Here is an 18,789-nt window from a genome sequence, read left to right as displayed (position 1 = left end):
CCCCGGCCGGAGAGAGGAGCGTCCGATGCGTGGCGCGGTGCCGGGCCTCGGCACACCACATCCGTTCGGCAGCCGGCTGCCGACGATCTACGGCGCCGACGAGCTGGCCGGACGGCTGCTCGCCGCCTTCGACGAGGTGCTGGCGCCGGTGCACTCGACGCTGGACAACCTCGCCGCCTATCTGGACCCCCGGCTGGCCCCGGCCGACTTCGTCGACTGGCTTGCCGGCTGGGTGGCGGCCGAGACGGCGCCGGGGTGGACGCTGCGGCAGCGTCGGGAGGCGGTCGCCAGCGCGGTGGCGCTGCACCGGGTACGCGGCACGGCTCAGGGTCTGGCCGAGCAGATACGGACGGTGTTCGGGGTACGCCCGGAGGTGACCGAGAACGGCGGTACGGTCTGGTCGTCGACGCCGGGCGGGCCGCTTCCGGGCACGGCGGCGCCCGCCCTGACGGTGACGGTACGGGTGCCCGACCCCGACCTGGTTCCGTTGGCCCGGCTGCGGGCCCTGGTGGAGGCCAATCGACCCGCGCATGTGCCGTGCACGGTACGGGTCGTCGTCGATAACGACGGGGTACCTGGGAGCGACGACGATGGAGCGGTGTGAGCGGTGCGCGCCGGCCGAACCCGGTGGCGCCTTCTGCGCGGTCTGCGGATCCTTCCTGGAGTGGGAGCAGGCCGAGGATGCGCCGCCTCCGGTCCGGCCGTCGACTCCGACCCCTGCCGTCCGGCCCTCGGCCACGACGGTGCCTCCGCCCGCGCCGGAGGTCGGAACCGCGCCGGAGGTCAGGACTGCGGCGGAGGCCGGGACTGCGGCGGAGGCCGGATCTGCGGCAGAGGGCGGAACAGCGGCAGAGGGCGGAACAGCGGCGGACGGTGTCGCGGGGGCGGCCGTGGAGGCTGTCCAGCCCGCTCGACCGCAGGTCCGCCGACCCGTCGTACGGCAACGTCCGCCGGCTCCGGACGAGGGTTCCGGCGACGTCGTCTGCCCGGCCTGCGCGACCGGCAACCCACGGGACCGGAGGTTCTGCCGACGGTGCGGCGCGGCCCTCGGCACAGTCCGGCCCGGACCGGCGGCCCCGGTCTCCTGGTGGCGTCGACTCTGCCGGGCCCTGGTCCGTGGGGCACGGTGGCTGGTCCGGCCCCGCTCGGGCGGCTGGGGTCTGGTCCACCGGATCGGCATCCTGCTGCTCGTCGTCGCCCTGCTCGCCGGCCTCGGCTACGGCGTGGTCCGGCTCGGCGCCCGGGCCGACGACGCCGTACGTGACCGGCTCGCCGATCCGGAGCCGGTGAGTCCGGTGTCGGTACGCGCGTCGAGCCAGGCACGGAACCACTCCGCAGGGTTGGTCGTGGACGGACTCAGCAACAGTTACTGGGCACCGGCGGAAAACGGCGCGGGGCGCGGCGAGTACGTGGAACTGACCTTCGGCACGCCGTTCCGGCTGCTCGACCTGATCGTCCATCCCGGTGTGTCGGCCCAGCGTGACGTGTTCCTGCGACAGGCCCGCCCGGCGGAACTGGAACTGACCGTCTGGACCGGTCAGGGCGGCTCGGAAAGCAGCACGTTGCGACTTGCCGACCAGGCCGGTCCGCAGACCTTCCGCCGGGTCTTCCCCGACGTGCTGCGGATCCGGTTGACCGTCCGGCAGAGCTACGGTGGCGCCGCCGACCGCCGTACCGCGATCGCCGAGGTGGAGATCTTCCGCCGTCCCTCCTGACGACGCTGGACCGGTCTCACGCGGCCCAGGCCGGTCCGGACACCCCGAGCGTCCGCAACACCCGGCCGTACGCGCTGCGGGTCCGCGCGGCCGCCGCCGCATCACCGGAACGCTGATGCGCCTCGGCCAGTACCCGCCAGGCGTCGTCGCGGAAGCCGTCGATCTCCAGCCCGCGCCGCGCCGCCGCGACCGCTGCGGCGAGGTGCCCCGCCTCCAGTTCGAGCGTGGCGAGCGTCGCCGCCGACTCGGCCGCCAACGTGCGGTAGCGGTCGCGTTCGGCCACCACCCACTCGGCCGGCCCGTCCTCCGGCAGCAGGTCGCCCGCGTACTGGGCGAGGGCCTCCCGCAGGGCAGCCGCCTCGACGGACCGCTGCCCCGTACCGACGGTCCGGCGCCAGGCCGCGACCGCCTCCTCGAACGAACGCACGTCGCAGAGCGCGGCGCGCGGCAACGCCAGCCGGTAGGACTCGCCGTCCCGCCGTACGAGCGTGGACTCACCGCGCCGCACGCCGGGTTCGAGGAACGCCCGAAGTGTGGAGATGCCGACGTGCAGATTACGAATGCCGGACCCGATCGGTAGTTCCGGCCAGAGCGCCGCCAGGATGATCTCGCGGTGCACCGGCCTGCCCCCGTGGGCGGCCAGGAAGCGCAGCAAGGCCCGGACCCTGGGCCGTACCGTGGTCCAGTCCAACTGCCGTCCGGGGATCGTCAACTGGAACCCGCCGAGGCAGCGCACCACGAGCGCCGGACCGGCGTACGCGGACAGCGGCCCGACCTCCGGCCCCGGCTGCTCGGCCGCCCGGCTCCGGATCTTCTGGTGACTCGAAAATCCCATGTTCGGAACTCCTCCGTCCTGGCGTCGGTCGCTCTCGCGTAGACACAGCCTGGCTCAGCGGGCCCTTGCGGACATCGGTAAGTTGACGTGGACCGATCCGGGTTGGTCGACGTGGACCGGTCCGGCGCCGGCGACAGCGGGAACCACCGACCCCGACCGCTGCCCGTCACGTCCCGCTGTCGTTGACGGTGACCGGCGGCGCGTCTGACGGCATCGAGCGGCTGCCTCGGGCCGGTCGCGGGCCCGTGTCGGCAACCTGACCGACGGACGTGCCGGCACGTGTGCCCGAGCCCGAGGACATCGGTCGGACCGCCGGTCCAGCGCCACCAACTCCACGTCAGATGACGGATGTCCCCGGCGGAGCCGTGCGCCGTGGCTCCCGCCGGGCCGATGGTGTCCGGCGTCAGGCTCCCGCGTCGGCGACGGTCTCCCGGCGTAACGCCTCACGGGCGATCTCCACCCGGCTCCGTACGCCGAGCTTGCCCAGGACGTGCGAGATGTGGGTCTGTACGGTGCGCCGGGAGAGGTACATCTCCCGGGCGATGTCCGGTGTGGACCGTCCTTCGGCGACCAGGGCGGCCACCCGGGTCTCGGTCGGGGTGAGCGCCTCCCAGCCGATCTGCGCACGCGCCGGCCGTCGGCCACGGACACCCCGACGGACGCCGACGCGCCGGAGCCGTCCCTCGGCCCGACGGATGTCCCAGAGCGCACCGAGGGCGTCGTACCGATCGACCGCCTCGCCCAGCAGCGTCCTCGCCTCGGCCTGCTGGCCGCCTCCGGCGAGCACGGTGGCCAGGTCCTCCAGCGTCCCGGTCAACTCCACTGGTGAACCGACCGACCGGTAGTACGCGACCGCCTCGCGCAGCGGTTCCGGATCCTCGTCGAGCAGGCCCCGACACCGGCGCAGCGCTGCGGCGGCCCGACCCGGCCGGGACTCCGCCGCAGCCTCCGCCTGGCATGCCTGCAACGCCGCCCGCGCCGCCGACCGGTCGTCCACCGTCACCGCGAGTCGCACCAGCTCGGGCATCCACTGGTGGAGCAGGGTCATCTCGCCGGGTGCGCGCTCCAGCAGCGCCGACAGCAGCGACAGCGCCCGTGCGGGCTCCCCCTCCTGCTCGGCCGCGAGCGCGCGGGCGGCGAGCAGGAAGTCGCGGTTCTCCCGGTCGGCGACGGTCCGGACGGGAAGCGCGAGACCCGCCCGGAGGTGTTCGGCAGCGGCGCCGTTCTCACCCCGGTGTCCGGCGATGAACGCGGCGACGCCGTGCCAGAGCAACGCCGGTCCCCGCTCGCGGAGCCCGGAGTACGTGATACCCGTGGTGTCGCGGTCGACGGTGTCGAGTTCGGCCAGGGCGTCGTCCCACCGACCCAGCCAGTACAGCAACACGGCGGCGGTGAGCGCCGAGACGCCCTGGCCGGATCCGGCAGCCTGCTGACCGAGGTCGCGGGCCCGACGCAGGGTCGCCTCCGCCTCCGGCCACCGATCGAGATTCTGCAGGCTGAAGATCCGGCCGTCGAAGGCGAAGGTCCGCAGGTCGGTGTGTTCCGGTGCGTCGCCCAACACCATCAGCGCCCGGTCGACGTAGCCGAGAGCGGCGTCGTGGTCCCGCCGGATCGAGTGCGTCAGCCACAGGTCGGTCAACGCGTACGCGGTGGCGAAGGCGTCCCCGGCGTCCTCTCCCACCCGCAGCGCCTGACGCGCGGTGCCGTCGGCGGTGTCCAGGTCGCCGGTGCTGGCCCGCTCGAACATCGAAAGCGAGGCCAACAGGCGGGCCCGCCACACCGCCGGTACGTCCGGGCGCCCGAGCGCGCTTCGGACGACGTCCACGGCCTCCTCGTTGCGGCCCTGGTGGAACAGTGTGCGGGCCAGTATCGAGGACATCTCGACCCGGTGCTCGGGCCGGGTCGCCACGGCGAGCGCCTGCCTGGCCCGGTCGGCGGCCTCCGGATGGCGTCCGACACCGAGCAGTACCCGGGCGAGTTCGACGGTCAGGGCGGCCCGGTCGGTCCGGTCGAGTTGGCTCGCCTCCAGTTCCCGTTGCAGGAGTTCCGTCGCGATGTCCGGGGCCCGGGCGGCGAGTGCCGGTGCCGCCTCGACCACCCAGGTACGGGTCCACTCGTCACCCGGGCGGCCGGCCGCCAGCAGTTGCTGGGCCACCCGCAGCGGCTCGGCACCGGCGGACACCAGCGCCTTCGCCGCCTCGCAGTGCAGCGCCGCCCGCAGCGCGGCCGGCACGCTGTCGTAGAGGGCCTGCCGGATCAACGGGTGCCGGAAGGCGAGATGGTCGCCGACTCCGACGACGATGCCGGCCGCGACCGCGTCCTGCAAGCCCTCGGCCAGGTCGGAGGCCGTGCGACGCAGCAGCGCGGCGAGGTCGGTGACCGCGAACTCGCCGCCGAGCAGCGAAGCGGTGCGCAGCATCTGGGCGGTCGCCACCGAGACCACGCTGAGCCGGTCGCTCAGCGCGGCCGTGAACGAGGCCGGGACCCGCTCGAACGCGTCGTCGGAGATTTCGCCCTCGGCCAGCGCGGTGCCGGCCGTCTGCTCCCGGGCCAGGGCGTCGAGCAGTTCACGCAGGTACAGCGGGTTGCCCATGGCCCGCCCGAGCAGGCGGTTGAGCGCGGGCCCCGGCGGCACCCCGAGCATTCCGGTGACCAGGGTACGGACGTCGTCCGCATCGAGCGCACCGAGCGGAAGCAGGGTGCCGCCACGGCGCAGCGTCGCCGCCCGCAGCGTCTGCACGTCCTGACGGGCCGGTACCGGACGGGTCGCGCTGACCAGCAGGAGTGGAAGCTCCTCGGCGGCGAGGGCGAGCCGGTGCCACAGCATCAACGACGCTTCGTCCGCCCATTGCAGATCGTCGAGAACCAGCACGGTAGGCGTGTCGGTGGAGAGTTCGTCGACCAGTGACACGAGCATCTCGGTGGCGGCGGATTCGATGTCGTCCGCGGCGAACAGCCCCGGTCGGCGGTCCTGGAGGAACTCGGCGATCCGCGCCCGACGGGGGTCCGGTGAGCGCGGTCGCACCTGGAGGCAGTCCAGCATCACCCGCAGCGGAAAGCGGTGGGACAACTGGTCCGCGGTGCCCCACAACAGCTCGCGGGGCCGAAACCCGCCGCTGGTGAGCCCGGCGGCCACCAGGGAGGACTTGCCGATGCCGGCCTCGCCCTCCACCCAGAGCACCGATCCTCGGCCCTGTCGGGTGGCCTCGACGGCCGTGTGCAGTGCCGCCAGTTCCTTCTCCCGGCCGGCCCAGACGGTGGGCAGCTCAACTGGGAACATGACGACGACACACGTCCGGAATGGAAGAGGAGGCGACCACCACGGGCACATGTTAGCCGACGGCTCCCGGCACATCCATCAACCGCTATTGATGTCCGATGATGTAACAGACAATTATTTCGGATTCGTTCCGCGCCAAAGAATCCGGAGCGGCGCCGAGCACCGATCGACGAGCGACACGTCATGAAACCGATCGAGTTCGCCCACCGGGTTGCTCGCCATCAGCACAGCGGCTCGACCGGGCGCCACCGCAACCGGTTGGAGGCCGATGCGCCTTGGTCATACGACCAGAGCTGCCGGGGAGCGTGCGTGTCACCAGGTCGTCCGCGAGCTACCGCCAGCGCGACGACCCCCGCAGGCGGGTGGCGCACGGCCACGCCGACGAGAGGTTGCGTCACCGCGCTCCCGAGCGTCGATCCGGCCGCCACAGGTAGATCCCGAGCGCCAAGATCAGTACGAAGGGGATGTCGGTGAGGAACTTGCTCCAGTACCGGTCGATGTCCGCAAAAGCCTGGATGGCCATGAGCACGCCGTGCGCGAGGTTGGCCCATATGGTGAAGTCGAAGAACGAGAGGTACGCCGCCTGCCGTCGGGCCGCCCGCAGCAGGAACACTCCCCACACGACGTAGATGAGGAAGAGCATCGGCGGCACGTGTGCGTGGTCGTGACCGGCGGTGACATCGTTCCAGATGAGCCAGTTCAGCACGCCGCCATTCTCGGCCAGCAGGGGTGACCGCACGACGAACCCCACGAACAACGGCGCGAAGATCAGCAGCGTCAACACGCCGTAGACGCGCAGAAAGACGGTGAGCGCGGGTACGTTCGCGGCGCGGCTCGGTTGGGTGTCCATCCACTTCCTCCATGTGGTTGCGGGAGCGAGCAATCACAAATGGAGATACGGGCGGGCTTCGAAAGTCGTCGCGGCGCCTACCGTCGGACCGGCGGCAGCGAGAAGGCGCGAAACAGGTGTGGGCTCATGAACACATGGATGCTGCTGATCCCGGTCGGTGTGACGGCCAGGACATGCAGCGCGTGCGCGCGGTACCCGTCGTCATCGCCTGCCAGGTAGGCGCCGAAGGCGGGCTGGCCGTTCGCGATGGTCGGTACCAGCCGCACCCGGCCGGGCCGGTCGAGGACCCGGGCTCGAAGCAGGCCCACCACGGCCACCCGGCCGACGAACCACGTCGCGTACGGCGGCATCTCCAGCGCGACGTCGTCCCGCAGGACCTGCTCCAGCGCACCGAGGTTGGCGTCCTGGAACGCCGTCACGTACCGGTCGAGCAGCGCCCGCACCCCCGGATCGCCGGGCTCGTAGAGAGCATCCGCGTCGGGACCGACCTGTTCGAGGTGCGCCCGGGCGCGCCGTAGCGCGCTGTTCACGGCCACGACACTGGTGCCGAGCATGGCGGCCACCTCGGCCGCCCGCAGCCTCAGCACGTCGCGCAGGAGCAGCACCGCGCGCTGGCGTGCCGGCAGGTGCTGCAAGGCCGCGACGAACGCCAGCCGGACGTGCTCCCGCGCCGTCACGACGTCGGCCGGGTCGGTGGGCAACGGCTGAAGCCAGGTCACGTCCGGTCCGCCGACCTCCAACGGGTGCGGCACCCGACTCGGCGCGCCCAGGCCGGACGGCAGCGCGCGCCGACCGCCTCGCTCCAGGGCCCGCAGGCACGCGTTGGTCGCGATCTGGTACAGCCAGGTCCGCAACGACGAGCGCCCCTCGAACCTGCCGTACGCCCGCCAGCCCAGGACGAACGTCTCCTGGACCACGTCCTCGGCGTCATCGATCGAACCGAGCATCCGGTAGCAGTGCACCAGCAGTTCCCGCCGTAGCGGCTCCGCCTGGCGCACGAAGTCCTCGCCGTTCGGTACGGCCACCACTTCCGACATCGGCAACTCCCTGACCCAATCGCGCAGACCCGACCACAGATTGAGAGCCCAGAACCACCGGGAACTCGTCGCCACCCCACTGTGCCCTCGCCCACACCTTCCGGCACCCGCGCCCGCGCACCGGGGCCGACCAACACCAGAGAGCCGGGCCTTGGCGGGGTCGGAAGCGCCGGTGGGTGGTCCCGGAGTGCCCGCCAGCGGGACACGCCTCCGCGCTCGTCACCGCAGCCTTTCGCCCGATCAGCAAAGAAGACCTGTCGAAAAAGTGTTATCACGGCGCCAACAGGCCGTCCACGAACCCGAACCCGACCTCGTCGAAGACAGATCATTGACGACCTGTGGGGTGATGGCTAATCTCATACGTCACACGAAAGACATCGACGTCGATCGAGATCCCGATTCCATTTCCGCCGCGCCATGCCGACGGGGCCATGGCACGCTCCGAGGCACAGCGGGGCAAACTTTCCGCCTCCGCCACCTGCCGTAGCCGCCGTCGCCCGATTCACGTCGACTCACCGACGGACCTTTTCCGGGCGACGGACCGCACACCGTATGGAGGACCGCGTGAAGCGCCTCATCAACACCGCAGCCGTCGTCGCCACGGCCATGCTCCTCGCATCCGCCTGCTCAGCCGGATCGGGCGGGGACTCCGGATCGTCCGGATTCGAGTTCTGGTCGTTCACCGGGATCAACCAGAAGGCCGATGTCGAGGTCTACCGGAAGGCGCACCCGGACGTACCCGTCAAACTCACCGAGGTCGGCAGCACGACCGAGACGGCCCAGGCGCTCACTGCGGCACTGGCCGGCGGCAAGGTGCCCGACCTGGTGCTGATCCAGGGCGACGACCTGCCGAAATTCATGCGGTCACCGGAGAATTTCGTGGACCTTTCCACGCTCGGCGCCGACAAGATGAAAGGCGACTACCTCGACTGGGTACTCAAGCAGTCGACGACCGCAGACGGAAAAGTGATAGGGATACCGACAGATGTCGGCGGCATGGCGGTCGCGTACCGTAAAGACCTGTTCCAGGCAGCCGGGCTGCCCACCGACCGGGACCAGGTATCCAAGCTGTGGCCGACCTGGGACGCGTTCGCGGAGGTCGGAAAGCAGTACGTCCGGGCGACCGGCAAGCCGTTCCTGGACAACACCCCGACGAGCATCTTCTTCCAGGCGGTCAACCAGGGCACGGAACGCTACCACGACGCGGACCACAAGTTGTCGTACGACCGGAACCCCCAGGTCAAGGCGGCATTCGACCTGACGCTGAAGGTGTTCGGGACAGGCATCTCCGCCAAGCAGAGTTCGTTCTCGACCGGGTGGACCGCAGGCATGAGCAAGGGTGACTTCGCGGTGGTGTCCGCGCCGTCGTGGATGCTCAACTCGATCCGTACCAACGCCCCCGGCACCGCCGGCAAGTGGGATATCGCCACCATTCCCGGCGGCTCGGGCAACTGGGGAGGCAGCTATCTCGCCATCCCGAAGCGCGCGAAGAACCCCAGGGCGGCGTGGGCCTACATCACCGAGATGCAGTCACCGGCCGGGCAGCTCGCCCACTTCCTGTCCCAGGGGTCCCTGCCCACGACCCCGTCCGTGTACACCGACCCGCAGCTCGTCGGTAGGACCGATCCGTTCTTCTCCGACGCACCGATCGGCAGGATCTACACCCAGTCCGTGGTGAACATCAAACCGTTCTACATCGGTCCCGACGACGCCACCATCGGATCCGAACTGCTCAACACCCTCACCAGCGTCGAGCAGGGCAAGGTCGACCCGGCCAACGCGTGGGACACCGCGCTGACCAACGTCAGGAACGCCCTTCGCGGCTGATCGGACGACTGGTGCACGGCGGTCGGCGTCGAGCCGGGCGCCGCGCGTCGGGAAGGTGACCGTCGTGACCATCACACTCAGCCCGGCCCCGGCCGCAGAGGCCACCTCGCGGCCGGGCCGGTACCGGCACACACAGCAGGGCTGGCGCGAGCGGCTCGCGCCCTACGCCTACGTGGCGCCGTTCTTCCTGCTCTTCTTCGTCTTCGGCCTCTTCCCCCTGCTGTTCACGTTCTACGTCGCGCTGTTCGACTGGGACCCGATCGGCGAGCGGCACTTCGTCGGGCTGGCCAACTTCGCCCAACTCGTCCACGATCCCCGGTTCTGGGGCGCGATGAGGAACACGTTCAGCATCTGGCTGCTGTCGACGGTTCCGCAGTTGCTGATCGCGCTCGGCGTGGCGCACCTGCTCAACCACGTACGGCTGCGGGCGGCCACGTTGTTCCGGATGTCGGTGCTCGTTCCCTACGTCACCTCGGTGGCGGCGACGACCATCGTCTTCGCCCAACTCTTCGACCGCGACTACGGCATGCTCAACTGGTTCCTCGAACTGCTCGGCTTCTCGCACGTCGATTTCACGGCGTCCGTCTGGGGCAGCCACTTCATGATCGCCACGATGGTGGCCTGGCGCTGGACCGGGTACAACACCCTGCTGTATCTCGCCTCGCTCCAGGCGGTTCCCCGGGCGCTGTTCGAGGCCGCCGCCGTGGACGGTGCCAACGGCTGGCAACAGTTCCGGCACATCACCGTCCCGGCCCTACGACCGATCATCGTCTTCACCGTGGTGACGTCGACGATCGGCGGCTTGCAGATCTTCACCGAGCCGCTACTGGTCAACCCGGTGGGTGGACTCACCTGCGGCGCGGCGCGGCAGTGCCAGACCCTCACCCTCTTCCTCTACGAGCAGGGATTCGGCCGGTTCCACTTCGGCTACGGCGCCGCGATCGCCGTCGTGCTGTTCGTCATGGTCGTGATTGTCGCCACGATCAACTACCTGTTGGTCACCAGGATCCGCTCGGAGCGTCGATGAACCCCGCATCAGCATTCTCGACCGCCAGGCCGACACCGCGCCGCCGGCGCCGGGTCAACCGGGTCCCGCTCGTGGCGTACGCAGCGCTCGGGGTCATGGTGTTCCTGAGCGTGTTCCCGCTCTACTGGATGTTCGTGGTGTCCACGACGGACTCGGCCACCGCGACGAGTCTTCCACCGCACGTACTGCCCGGCGACAACTTCCTGTACCTGGCGAACCTGGTCTTCGACACCGTGCCGTTCGTGCAGGCGCTCGGCAACAGCCTCGTCGTCTCCACCGCGATCGGCGTGGGCCAGGCGGTGTTGTGCGCGCTGGCCGGTTTCGCCTTCGCCAAGCTGCACTTCCGGGGCCGCAACACGCTGTTTCTCGTCGTCGTGCTGACCATGACCGTACCGGCCCAGCTGGCTATCATCCCGCAGTACCTCGTCATGTCGAAGCTCGGCTGGGTGGACACCCTGCAAGCCCTGATTCTTCCCGGGCTGGTAAGCGCCTTCGGCATCTTCTGGATGCGACAACACATGAGCGCCACCATCGACGACGACCTGTTGCACGCTGCCCGGGTGGACGGCGCCACGACCTGGCAGATCTTCTGGCGAATCGCATTTCCGCTGGTCCGTCCGGCGGCTTTCGTCCTGGGACTGTTCGGATTCGTCAACGCCTGGAACGACTTCCTGTGGCCGTTCATCGTGCTGAAGTCGCCCGAGCGGTACACCGTGCAGATCGCGATCAAGGCGTTGCAGAACAGCCGGGACATCGATCTGGGCCTGGCCATGTCGGGCTCGTTCCTGGCCACGCTGCCGCTGCTGGTGCTCTTCGTCTTCGTCGGACGGCGGCTCGTACAAGGGATCATGGAGGGTGCGTTCAAGGGCTGACGAGCGCCACTCCCGCCTCGCGGCAGGCGGTCTGTCCCGGCGGCGTCGACGAGCCGCTGCCCGCGTGTGGCGCCGGGCCGCCGCCGTCGCCGAACTGCTGCCGGACCTCAGACACGCGCCGCCCCAGGTACCCGCCGGACCTCAGACGCGAGCCGCCCCAGGTACCCGCCGCCGAGACCCAGCGCCGCCCGGCGACGGCCACCGTCAGTATCGGCGCGGCGCCGCGTACGGGCCGAGCGCCGGAGACGATGCCGGGTCGCGGCGCACCGCCGACGATGCCCGGTGGCCGGTCCCCCAGGGCACCCGCCGAGCCGCAAGATCCCAACCGGCGGTCGGCCGCCTCCCCGGGTACGGCCTGCGGTTACGTCCCTCCCGGCCCTGAGGTCACGAGCGTCGGGCGGTCGATGATCTCTTGTCTTCATCATCGCCGTCGATTACCTTGGCAACACCTTGGAAACGTAACCGATAACGATTGCAATCCAGAGGGGTCGACATGGCCGGGGACAGGGCGCCGATCACCATGAGTGATGTCGCCCGTGCGGCGGGCGTCTCGACCGCCACCGTGTCGCGGGTGGTCAACGGGCACTACGGCGTCAGCGCCAACACCACGGCCCAGGTGCGAGCGGCGATCGAACGGCTCGGCTACGAGTCGAGCCTGGTGGCCACCAGTCTGCGGCGCAGCCGCACCAACGTCCTGGGCCTGGTGACCCACAGCTTCCAGTCCTATACGGCAGAGGTGCTCAAGGGCGTGATGCAGGCGCTCAGCCGCTCCGGCTTCGACTTGATCATCTATGCCAACAGCGACCTCTACGGGACGTACTCGCAGGGTTGGGAGCAGCGGCATCTGAACCGTCTGTCGGGCACGCTCACCGACGGATGCATCGTGGTCACGCCGTGGGAGGACGTACAGAGTCGGACTCCGGTCGTGGCCATCGATCCGGCACGGGATTCGACGACGCCGTCGGTCACGGCGGACAACCTCACGGGCGCCGTCACCGCAGTCGAGCACCTGCTGCACCTGGGCCATCGGCGCATCGGGTTCATCGCGGGCCGCTCCAGCCTCGCCGCCGCGTGGTTCCGCGAGGAGGGCTACCGGACGGCACTGGCCGGAGCGGGCATAGCTGTCGACCCGACATTGGTCGGCAGGGGTGACTTCAACCCCGAGTCCGCAGCTCCGTTGGCGCGCGACCTGCTGGAACGGGACGACCCACCGACGGCGATCTTCGCGGCGAGCGACGGGATGGCCCTGAAGGTCCTGGAGGTCGCGAGGAAGCTGGGGCTGGCCGTACCCGATGACCTGTCGGTCGTCGGATTCGACAACATCCCGGAGTCGGCGTTGGCCGAGTCCGGTCTCACCACGGTGGACCAGTCCATCCACCAGCTCGGATACGAGGCCGCGCGAATGCTCAAGTCACTGGTGACCGGTGACTGGGACGGGCCTCGCCAGATAGTTCTGCCGACCACCCTCGTGGTCCGCGGTACCACCGCCGCACCGCGGAGCAGACCAGGACGGTGACGCGTCAGCAGGACCAGGAGTGGCGAACCGGAAGGGAGAGGCAGTCGCAGAACCGCGGCGGTGTCCACCGATGAGTTGAGCCGGCGAACTCGGGTCGCATCCGCTGCCGGCGCACGAGAGGAGTGGAGCGTGACAACACCGTACCACGGGCGTTTTCGCCGTACGGGCGTACGCCGACTCCCGGCGGCCTTCGCCGCCGGCCTCATGGCATTCGCGGTGGCGGTCCTCGCACCGCAGCAACCAGCGGCGGCGGACACGCCGTGGCTGGACGTCTCGGAGGACCGCTACGCGTCCTTCACCGTTCCGGCGGCCTACCTCCAGGAACACGTGGGCCAGGTGTCGCAGGTCGTCGTCGAGGGGAACTTCGGCCCCTCCGCCGCCTGGGCGGAGTTCGGTCTGACCCGTCGTGGTGACGTGTGGTCGGGAGTTCTCGGCCCGCTGGAGCCGGGCCTGTACCACTACCAGATCACGGGCGACGACACCAAGACTCTCAAGGATCCGACGAACGGCACCAGCGTCGCGTCCAAGCCGCTCTGGAGCACCTTCCTCGTCCCCGGCGAGTCGGCGCGTTGGCTGGCGGACGCACCGCAGGGAACGGGCGGTAAGGTCTCGACCCTGCCCTACCGGACCGGGCAGGCAGCGCGAACCGCCCTGGTGTGGACACCACCGGGGTATTCGGCCAAGGGCGCCAGACGCTACCCGGTGCTCTTCCTGCGGTCGGGCGCCGACGGAGTCGCCACCGACTGGCTCGACCTCGGTCGGGCCGGGCAGATCTTCGACAACCTGTCGGCCGCAGGCGCCATGGAGCCGATGGTCGTCGTGCTCGGCGACGGCGCCGGATCGAACGACGACGATCTGCGCAGCCTTCGGAAGGCGGTCACCGACACCTACCGGGTGCTGGGTGGCCCGACGCACCAGGCGATCGCCGGCGTCTCCGAGGGTGCGACGCAGGCGCTACGAGCCGCTCTCACCGAACCGGCGCAGTTCGGCTACGTCGGCTCGTTCTCGGGCCTGCTGACCGAGGGCGTCGGCGGGGAGAGCGCCAGAGCGCTCGGCCGCAACCTCAGGTTGCTGCGTCTGTACACCGGGAACGTCACCGACCCCGCGTACAACGCCACCCATCGACTCACGAAGGTGCTGGGCCGGGCCGGGGTCCGGTTCGAGTTCGACGGGGTCGACCCGGACGGCGGCGCCAACTGGACGAGCTGGCAGGACAATCTCGTCGACTTCGTGCCGCGACTGTTCCGCAAGGTCTCGGATCACGGCCCCAGCGCTGGTCACCAGCCGTTGAAGGGAGAATTCGCCCCGCCGCCGGCAGGCACCACTCCGACTCCCTGGGTGACCCGGGACGGCTTCGTCACCTTCGAGACCACGACGGACTTCACGGACGCCCAGCACGTCACGGTGTGGGCGAACATCGCGCCCGGCGGGAGTTGGCTACGGGTTCCGCTCGCCCGGGACGGCGACCGGTGGCGGGCGACCGTGGGGCCGTTGGACCCGTGGTTCTACTACTACCGGTTCATCGTGGACCGGGTCGCGGTCAAGGACCCGTCGAGTCCGACGAGGGTGACCTCCGAGCCGGCGTGGAGCACCTTCCTCGTTCCGGGCCGGGAGGCTCGCCTGCTCTCGGACGTACCGGCCGGCAGAGGCGGAGAGGTGACGAGCCTTACCTACCGGAGCAGCGTGGCCAACCAGGACCGGACCGCTCTGGTGTGGACCCCGCCCGGGTACGACCCGGACCGCGAGCGGCCGTACCCCGTCCTCTACCTCCAGCACGGTAGTGGGCAGAGTTACACGGACTGGCTGGAGATGGGCCGTGCCAAACAGATCCTCGACCACCAGTTCCTCGACGGCGACCTGGTTCCCATGGTGGTCGTGATGGGCAACGGCAACGTTTCCAACTTCAACCAGGAGCTGCTCGGGAACATCGTTCCGGCGGCCCGCGCCGGCTACAACATCTCGACCGACCCGGCGCAGCAGGCCGTTGCGGGACTGTCGATGGGTGGTGGCCACGCCTTCGGAGTGCTCAAGGCGTATCCGGGCGAGTTCGGGTACGTCGCGGCGTTCTCGGCCGGCTTCGGCAGCGGTACCGGGGTCGACGCCGCGGCGATCAACGCCGGTACGAAGCTGCTGCGCCTCTACGTCGGGGACCGGACCGACTTCGTGTACCCGTCCTTCATGGCCTCCCTGACCACGTTGGACAACCTCGGTATCCGTTACGAGTTCGACGGGGTCACCCCCGGGCCACACGGCTGGGACGTGTGGCAGAAGAACCTCATCGACCTGGCGCCGCGCCTCTTCAAGCGCTAGGAAGGCCCGCCGACGGCGACGTCACCGGGGTAGCAGCCGTGCTACCCCGGTGACGCGCCGCCGGAGTTGCGACCCCGAAGGGAAGTCACGTCAATGAAGACGAAGCGAATACTCGCCACCGCCGCCATGCTCGCCGCCGCGAGCGGCCTCGTCGCCTGCTCCTCGGACGACGGCGGGGGCGGAAGTGACGCGAGCAACTGCACCAACACGATCACCAAGAAGGACCTGCCGGCCGTCACGATGTGGGGCTGGTACCCCAACATGCAACTCGTCGTCGACAACTTCAACAAGCAGAGCAACGAGGTCCAGGTCTGCTGGACCAACGTCGGACAGGGCGGCGACGAGTACGACAAGTTCCAGACGGCCATCTCGGCCGGTACCGGCGCGCCCGACGTGATCATGATCGAGATGGACCGGATCCCGACCTTCCAGATCCAGAAGGCGATCGTGGACATCAAGAAGTACGGCTTCGACGCCGTCAAGGCGAACTACGGCGAGGGGGCGTGGAAGGACGTGTCGGTCGGTGACGCGGTCTACGGCGTCCCCGTCGACGGCGGACCGCTCGCGATGATCTACCGGAAGGACATCTTCGACAAGTACGGCATCACGCCGCCGAAGACGTGGGCCGAGTACGAACAGGCGGCGCAGAAGGTGAAGGACGCCGGCGGCCCGCTGTTCGGCGACTTCGGCGCGAACGTGCCGGCGCTGACGATGGCACTACAGATCCAGAAGGGCGCCTCCCCCTTCGCCTACGACTCGGCCAGCCCGACCTCGATCGGGGTGAAGCTGAACGACCAGGCATCCAAGGACGTGCTCGACTACTGGGGCGGCCTCGTTCGGAAGGGCCTGGTCGGGAAGCAGGACCAGTTCACCCCGGAGTACATCTCCGGGGTGATCAACGGGCAGTACGCGACGTACGTCTCGGCGGCCTGGGCACCCGGCTATCTCACCGGAGCCGGCGTCGGCAAGGGCCAGGACACCGGCAAGTTCGCGGTGGCCCCGCTGCCGCAGTGGGACCCGAACAACCCGGTGCAGGTGAACTGGGGCGGTTCGGCCTTCTCGGTGACGAGCCAGTCGAAGAAGCAGGAGCTGGCGGCGAAGGCCGCGTACGGCCTCTACGCCGACAAGGAGTCACTCACCGACGGCTGGACCAACCAGATCATCTTCCCGCTGAACCTCACGGCGCTCAACGACCCCGCGTTCGTGGACCTGAAGGTGGCGTTCTTCAACGGCCAGCAGGCGAACAAGGAGGTCTACGTCCCTGCGGCGAACGCCTACAAGGGCATGGTCTACAGCCCCTTCGGCCAGTACTACTTCGATGCGATGACGAAGCAGGTCAGTGAGATCAGCGCGGGTTCGATCACCGGCTCGCAGGCTGCCGACCGGCTCCAGGAGGACGTGGCGAAGTACGCCAAGGAACAAGGATTCACCGTTCAGTGACCGGCCGGGTGGGCCGCGCCGTCCTCCCCCGGCCGGCCCGCCCCCCACTTCCCAGTGCCCACGTCCCGGAGCCCAAGATGACCCTGCTTACCGAGGCGCCCGCACCGCGCGCCGAGAAGAAGACGCACCAGATCCGCAGCAAGAGGAACCGCCGCGAGCACCGGATGGGGTGGCTCTTCGTCGGGCCGTTCGGGATCGTCTTCCTCGCGTTCCTCGTCGCACCCCTGGGGTACGCGCTCTACCTCAGTCTCTTCCAGAAGAAGCTGGTCGGCGGCACCAGCTTCGTCTTCCTCGACAACTACACGAAGGCGTTCACCGACCCGAGCTTCCTGTCCGGATCGTGGTTCGTCATCCGCTTCGCGCTCGTCGCCATTCCGCTGCAGATCGTCGTCGCGCTCGCGATGGCCCTCATCCTGGACGCGGTGACATCCCTGTTCACCCGCTTCTCCCGCCTCATGATCTTCCTCCCCTACGCGATCCCGACCGTGATCGGGGCGGTGATGTGGGGCTTCCTCTACAGCAGGAGCTTCGGGCCGCTCACCGACGTCTTCGGCCTGTTCGGCGCGACCGCGCCCGACTTCCTCGGCAGCAACCTGATCTTCTACGGCCTGCTCAACATCGTCACCTGGCAGTGGGCCGGCTATTACATGATCATCCTGTACGCGGCGCTACAGGGCATCGATCCGACGCTCTACGAGGCCGCCCGGATGGACGGCGCCGGACGGTGGCAGGTCGCGGTCCGGATCAAGATCCCGCTGATCACCCCGGCGCTGATCCTGATCCTGGTCTTCTCACTCATCGGCACCCTGCAGTTCTTCAACGAACCGCAGATCCTGCGCTACCTCGCCGCCGGGACGATCGGTGCGGACTTCACCCCCAACATGTACGCCTACCAGCAGGCGTTCTCACTCGCCAACTTCAACTACGGGTCGGCGATCTCCTTCGCGCTCGGCGGAGTCGTCTTCGTCTGCGTGTACGCCTTCCTGTTCTTCACCCGCAAGCGGAGGAGCTTCCTCTGATGGCCGACCGTACCCACGCCCACGCCCACCGCCGGCCGCAGCGCCACCTTCCGCTACAGATCCTCCTCGGTTTCCTGGTGGTCTACTTCCTCGTCCCGTTCTGGTGGGTCGTCGTCAACAGCTCCAAGGACGCCCCGGGCCTGTTCGGCGGCGGCAACACCCTCTGGTTCGGAGACCAGGTCGACTACCTGGGCAACCTCCAGCAACTCTTCACCTACGACGGCGGCATCTACGCCAGGTGGATTCTCAACTCCACGCTGTACGCCCTCGCCGGTGGGGTCGGTGCCACCGTCCTGGCCGTGATGGCCGGCTACGGATTCGCCAAGTACCGCTTCGCCGCCAGGCGCTTCAGCTTCGCGGTCGTACTCGGCGCGTTGATGGTGCCCGCCACCGCCCTGGTCATCCCGACCTTCATCATGTTCTCCCGGCTCGGCCTGACGAACACGATCTGGGCGGTCATCCTCCCCTCCCTGCTCAATCCGTTCGGGGTCTACCTGATGCACGTCTACGCGCGCGACGCGGTCCCGGACGAGATCCTGGACGCCGCCCGGGTCGACGGCGCCGGAGAGGTGCGTACGTTCCTCCAGGTCGCCCTGCCGCTGATGCGGCCTGCGGTGGTGACCGTGTTGCTGCTGTCGGCGGTGGCGTCGTGGAACAACTACTTCCTGCCGCTGGCCATGCTCTCCGACAACCGCCTCTTTCCGGTCACGGTCGGACTCGGCCTCTGGCAGGGAGTCGCCTCCGCGAACAACTCGGGCAGCACGTCACTCTGGAGCCTCATCATCCTGGGCGCGCTGGTGTCGGTGATCCCGCTCATCGTCGCGTTCTTCGGCCTCCAGCGGTACTGGCGGGGCGGGTTGTCCGTCGGCGGCCTCCGGTAGGACGGCGCCGCCGTCGATCCGCGTCCGAGGTGGGCGGCCAGGCAGTTGCGGGTGCGGCAGCAACTCCGATGGCGGGAGGTGCCGGTCGTACCCGCCACCGCCGTGACCCCGATAGCCTGACCGGCGCCCCGACGGAACCGACCGCCCCGGTAGCCGACGCACGGCCGTCGTCGACCGTAC

14 protein-coding genes are annotated in these 18,789 nt (G+C 69.4%); 10 read left to right on the top strand and 4 right to left on the bottom strand.

Annotated features, from left to right (window positions below):
- Positions 1-25 precede the first annotated feature (25 nt).
- Positions 26-604 carry a phage tail protein gene (locus tag Pen02_RS27555; RefSeq protein ID WP_203869012.1) on the top strand — a complete coding sequence of 193 codons (579 nt, stop codon included), beginning with the start codon at positions 26-28 and terminating at the stop codon, positions 602-604.
- Positions 605-890: 286 nt separating this feature from the next.
- Positions 891-1,715 carry an NADase-type glycan-binding domain-containing protein gene (locus tag Pen02_RS27550; protein ID WP_203869011.1) on the top strand — a complete coding sequence of 275 codons (825 nt, stop codon included), beginning with the start codon at positions 891-893 and terminating at the stop codon, positions 1,713-1,715.
- Positions 1,716-1,731: 16 nt separating this feature from the next.
- Here the strand turns inward: Pen02_RS27550 and Pen02_RS27545 are convergent, their stop codons facing one another.
- The 4 genes from Pen02_RS27545 to Pen02_RS27530 form a co-directional block, all read right to left on the bottom strand.
- Positions 1,732-2,550, bottom strand: a complete 819-nt coding sequence (locus tag Pen02_RS27545; RefSeq protein WP_203869010.1) for an AfsR/SARP family transcriptional regulator — start codon at positions 2,548-2,550, stop codon at positions 1,732-1,734.
- 403 nt (positions 2,551-2,953) lie between these two features.
- Positions 2,954-5,830, bottom strand: a complete 2,877-nt coding sequence (locus Pen02_RS27540; protein WP_203869009.1) for an ATP-binding protein — start codon at positions 5,828-5,830, stop codon at positions 2,954-2,956.
- Positions 5,831-6,224: 394 nt separating this feature from the next.
- On the bottom strand, positions 6,225-6,680 hold the full coding sequence (locus tag Pen02_RS27535; protein ID WP_203869008.1) for a DUF6632 domain-containing protein: 456 nt from the start codon (positions 6,678-6,680) through the stop codon (positions 6,225-6,227).
- 77 nt (positions 6,681-6,757) lie between these two features.
- The gene (locus Pen02_RS27530) at positions 6,758-7,717 is read right to left on the bottom strand and encodes an RNA polymerase subunit sigma-70 (protein ID WP_203869007.1); all 960 of its coding nucleotides are present in this window, start codon (positions 7,715-7,717) and stop codon (positions 6,758-6,760) included.
- Positions 7,718-8,281: 564 nt separating this feature from the next.
- Between Pen02_RS27530 and Pen02_RS27525 the strand changes: the two genes are divergently transcribed.
- From Pen02_RS27525 to Pen02_RS27490, 8 genes are all read left to right on the top strand, one after another.
- The gene (locus Pen02_RS27525) at positions 8,282-9,544 is read left to right on the top strand and encodes an ABC transporter substrate-binding protein (RefSeq protein WP_203869006.1); all 1,263 of its coding nucleotides are present in this window, start codon (positions 8,282-8,284) and stop codon (positions 9,542-9,544) included.
- A 64-nt stretch (positions 9,545-9,608) separates the two neighbouring features.
- On the top strand, positions 9,609-10,571 hold the full coding sequence (locus tag Pen02_RS27520) for a carbohydrate ABC transporter permease (protein WP_239141367.1): 963 nt from the start codon (positions 9,609-9,611) through the stop codon (positions 10,569-10,571).
- 71 nt (positions 10,572-10,642) lie between these two features.
- Entirely contained in the window at positions 10,643-11,443 is an 801-nt protein-coding gene (locus Pen02_RS27515; RefSeq protein ID WP_203869005.1) for a carbohydrate ABC transporter permease, read from the top strand.
- 493 nt (positions 11,444-11,936) lie between these two features.
- A complete protein-coding gene (locus tag Pen02_RS27510) occupies positions 11,937-12,959 on the top strand; it encodes a LacI family DNA-binding transcriptional regulator (protein ID WP_239141365.1) in 1,023 nt (340 codons plus the stop codon).
- 129 nt (positions 12,960-13,088) lie between these two features.
- Positions 13,089-15,269, top strand: a complete 2,181-nt coding sequence (locus Pen02_RS27505; RefSeq protein WP_239141364.1) for an alpha/beta hydrolase — start codon at positions 13,089-13,091, stop codon at positions 15,267-15,269.
- A gap of 93 nt (positions 15,270-15,362) precedes the next feature.
- Positions 15,363-16,709, top strand: coding sequence for an ABC transporter substrate-binding protein (locus Pen02_RS27500; protein WP_203869004.1), 1,347 nt, complete (start codon positions 15,363-15,365; stop codon positions 16,707-16,709).
- A gap of 77 nt (positions 16,710-16,786) precedes the next feature.
- Positions 16,787-17,728: a carbohydrate ABC transporter permease gene (locus Pen02_RS27495; RefSeq protein ID WP_203869003.1), complete on the top strand. Its 942-nt coding sequence runs from the start codon at positions 16,787-16,789 to the stop codon at positions 17,726-17,728.
- Positions 17,728-18,609, top strand: a complete 882-nt coding sequence (locus Pen02_RS27490) for a carbohydrate ABC transporter permease (RefSeq protein ID WP_203869002.1) — start codon at positions 17,728-17,730, stop codon at positions 18,607-18,609. Before Pen02_RS27495 ends, Pen02_RS27490 begins: the two co-directional genes overlap by 1 nt.
- The last annotated feature ends 180 nt before the right edge of the window (positions 18,610-18,789 follow it).

It is taken from the genome of Plantactinospora endophytica (assembly GCF_016862915.1).
GTDB lineage: Bacteria > Actinomycetota > Actinomycetes > Mycobacteriales > Micromonosporaceae > Plantactinospora > Plantactinospora endophytica.
This window is presented reverse-complemented; position numbering and strand designations above follow the sequence as displayed.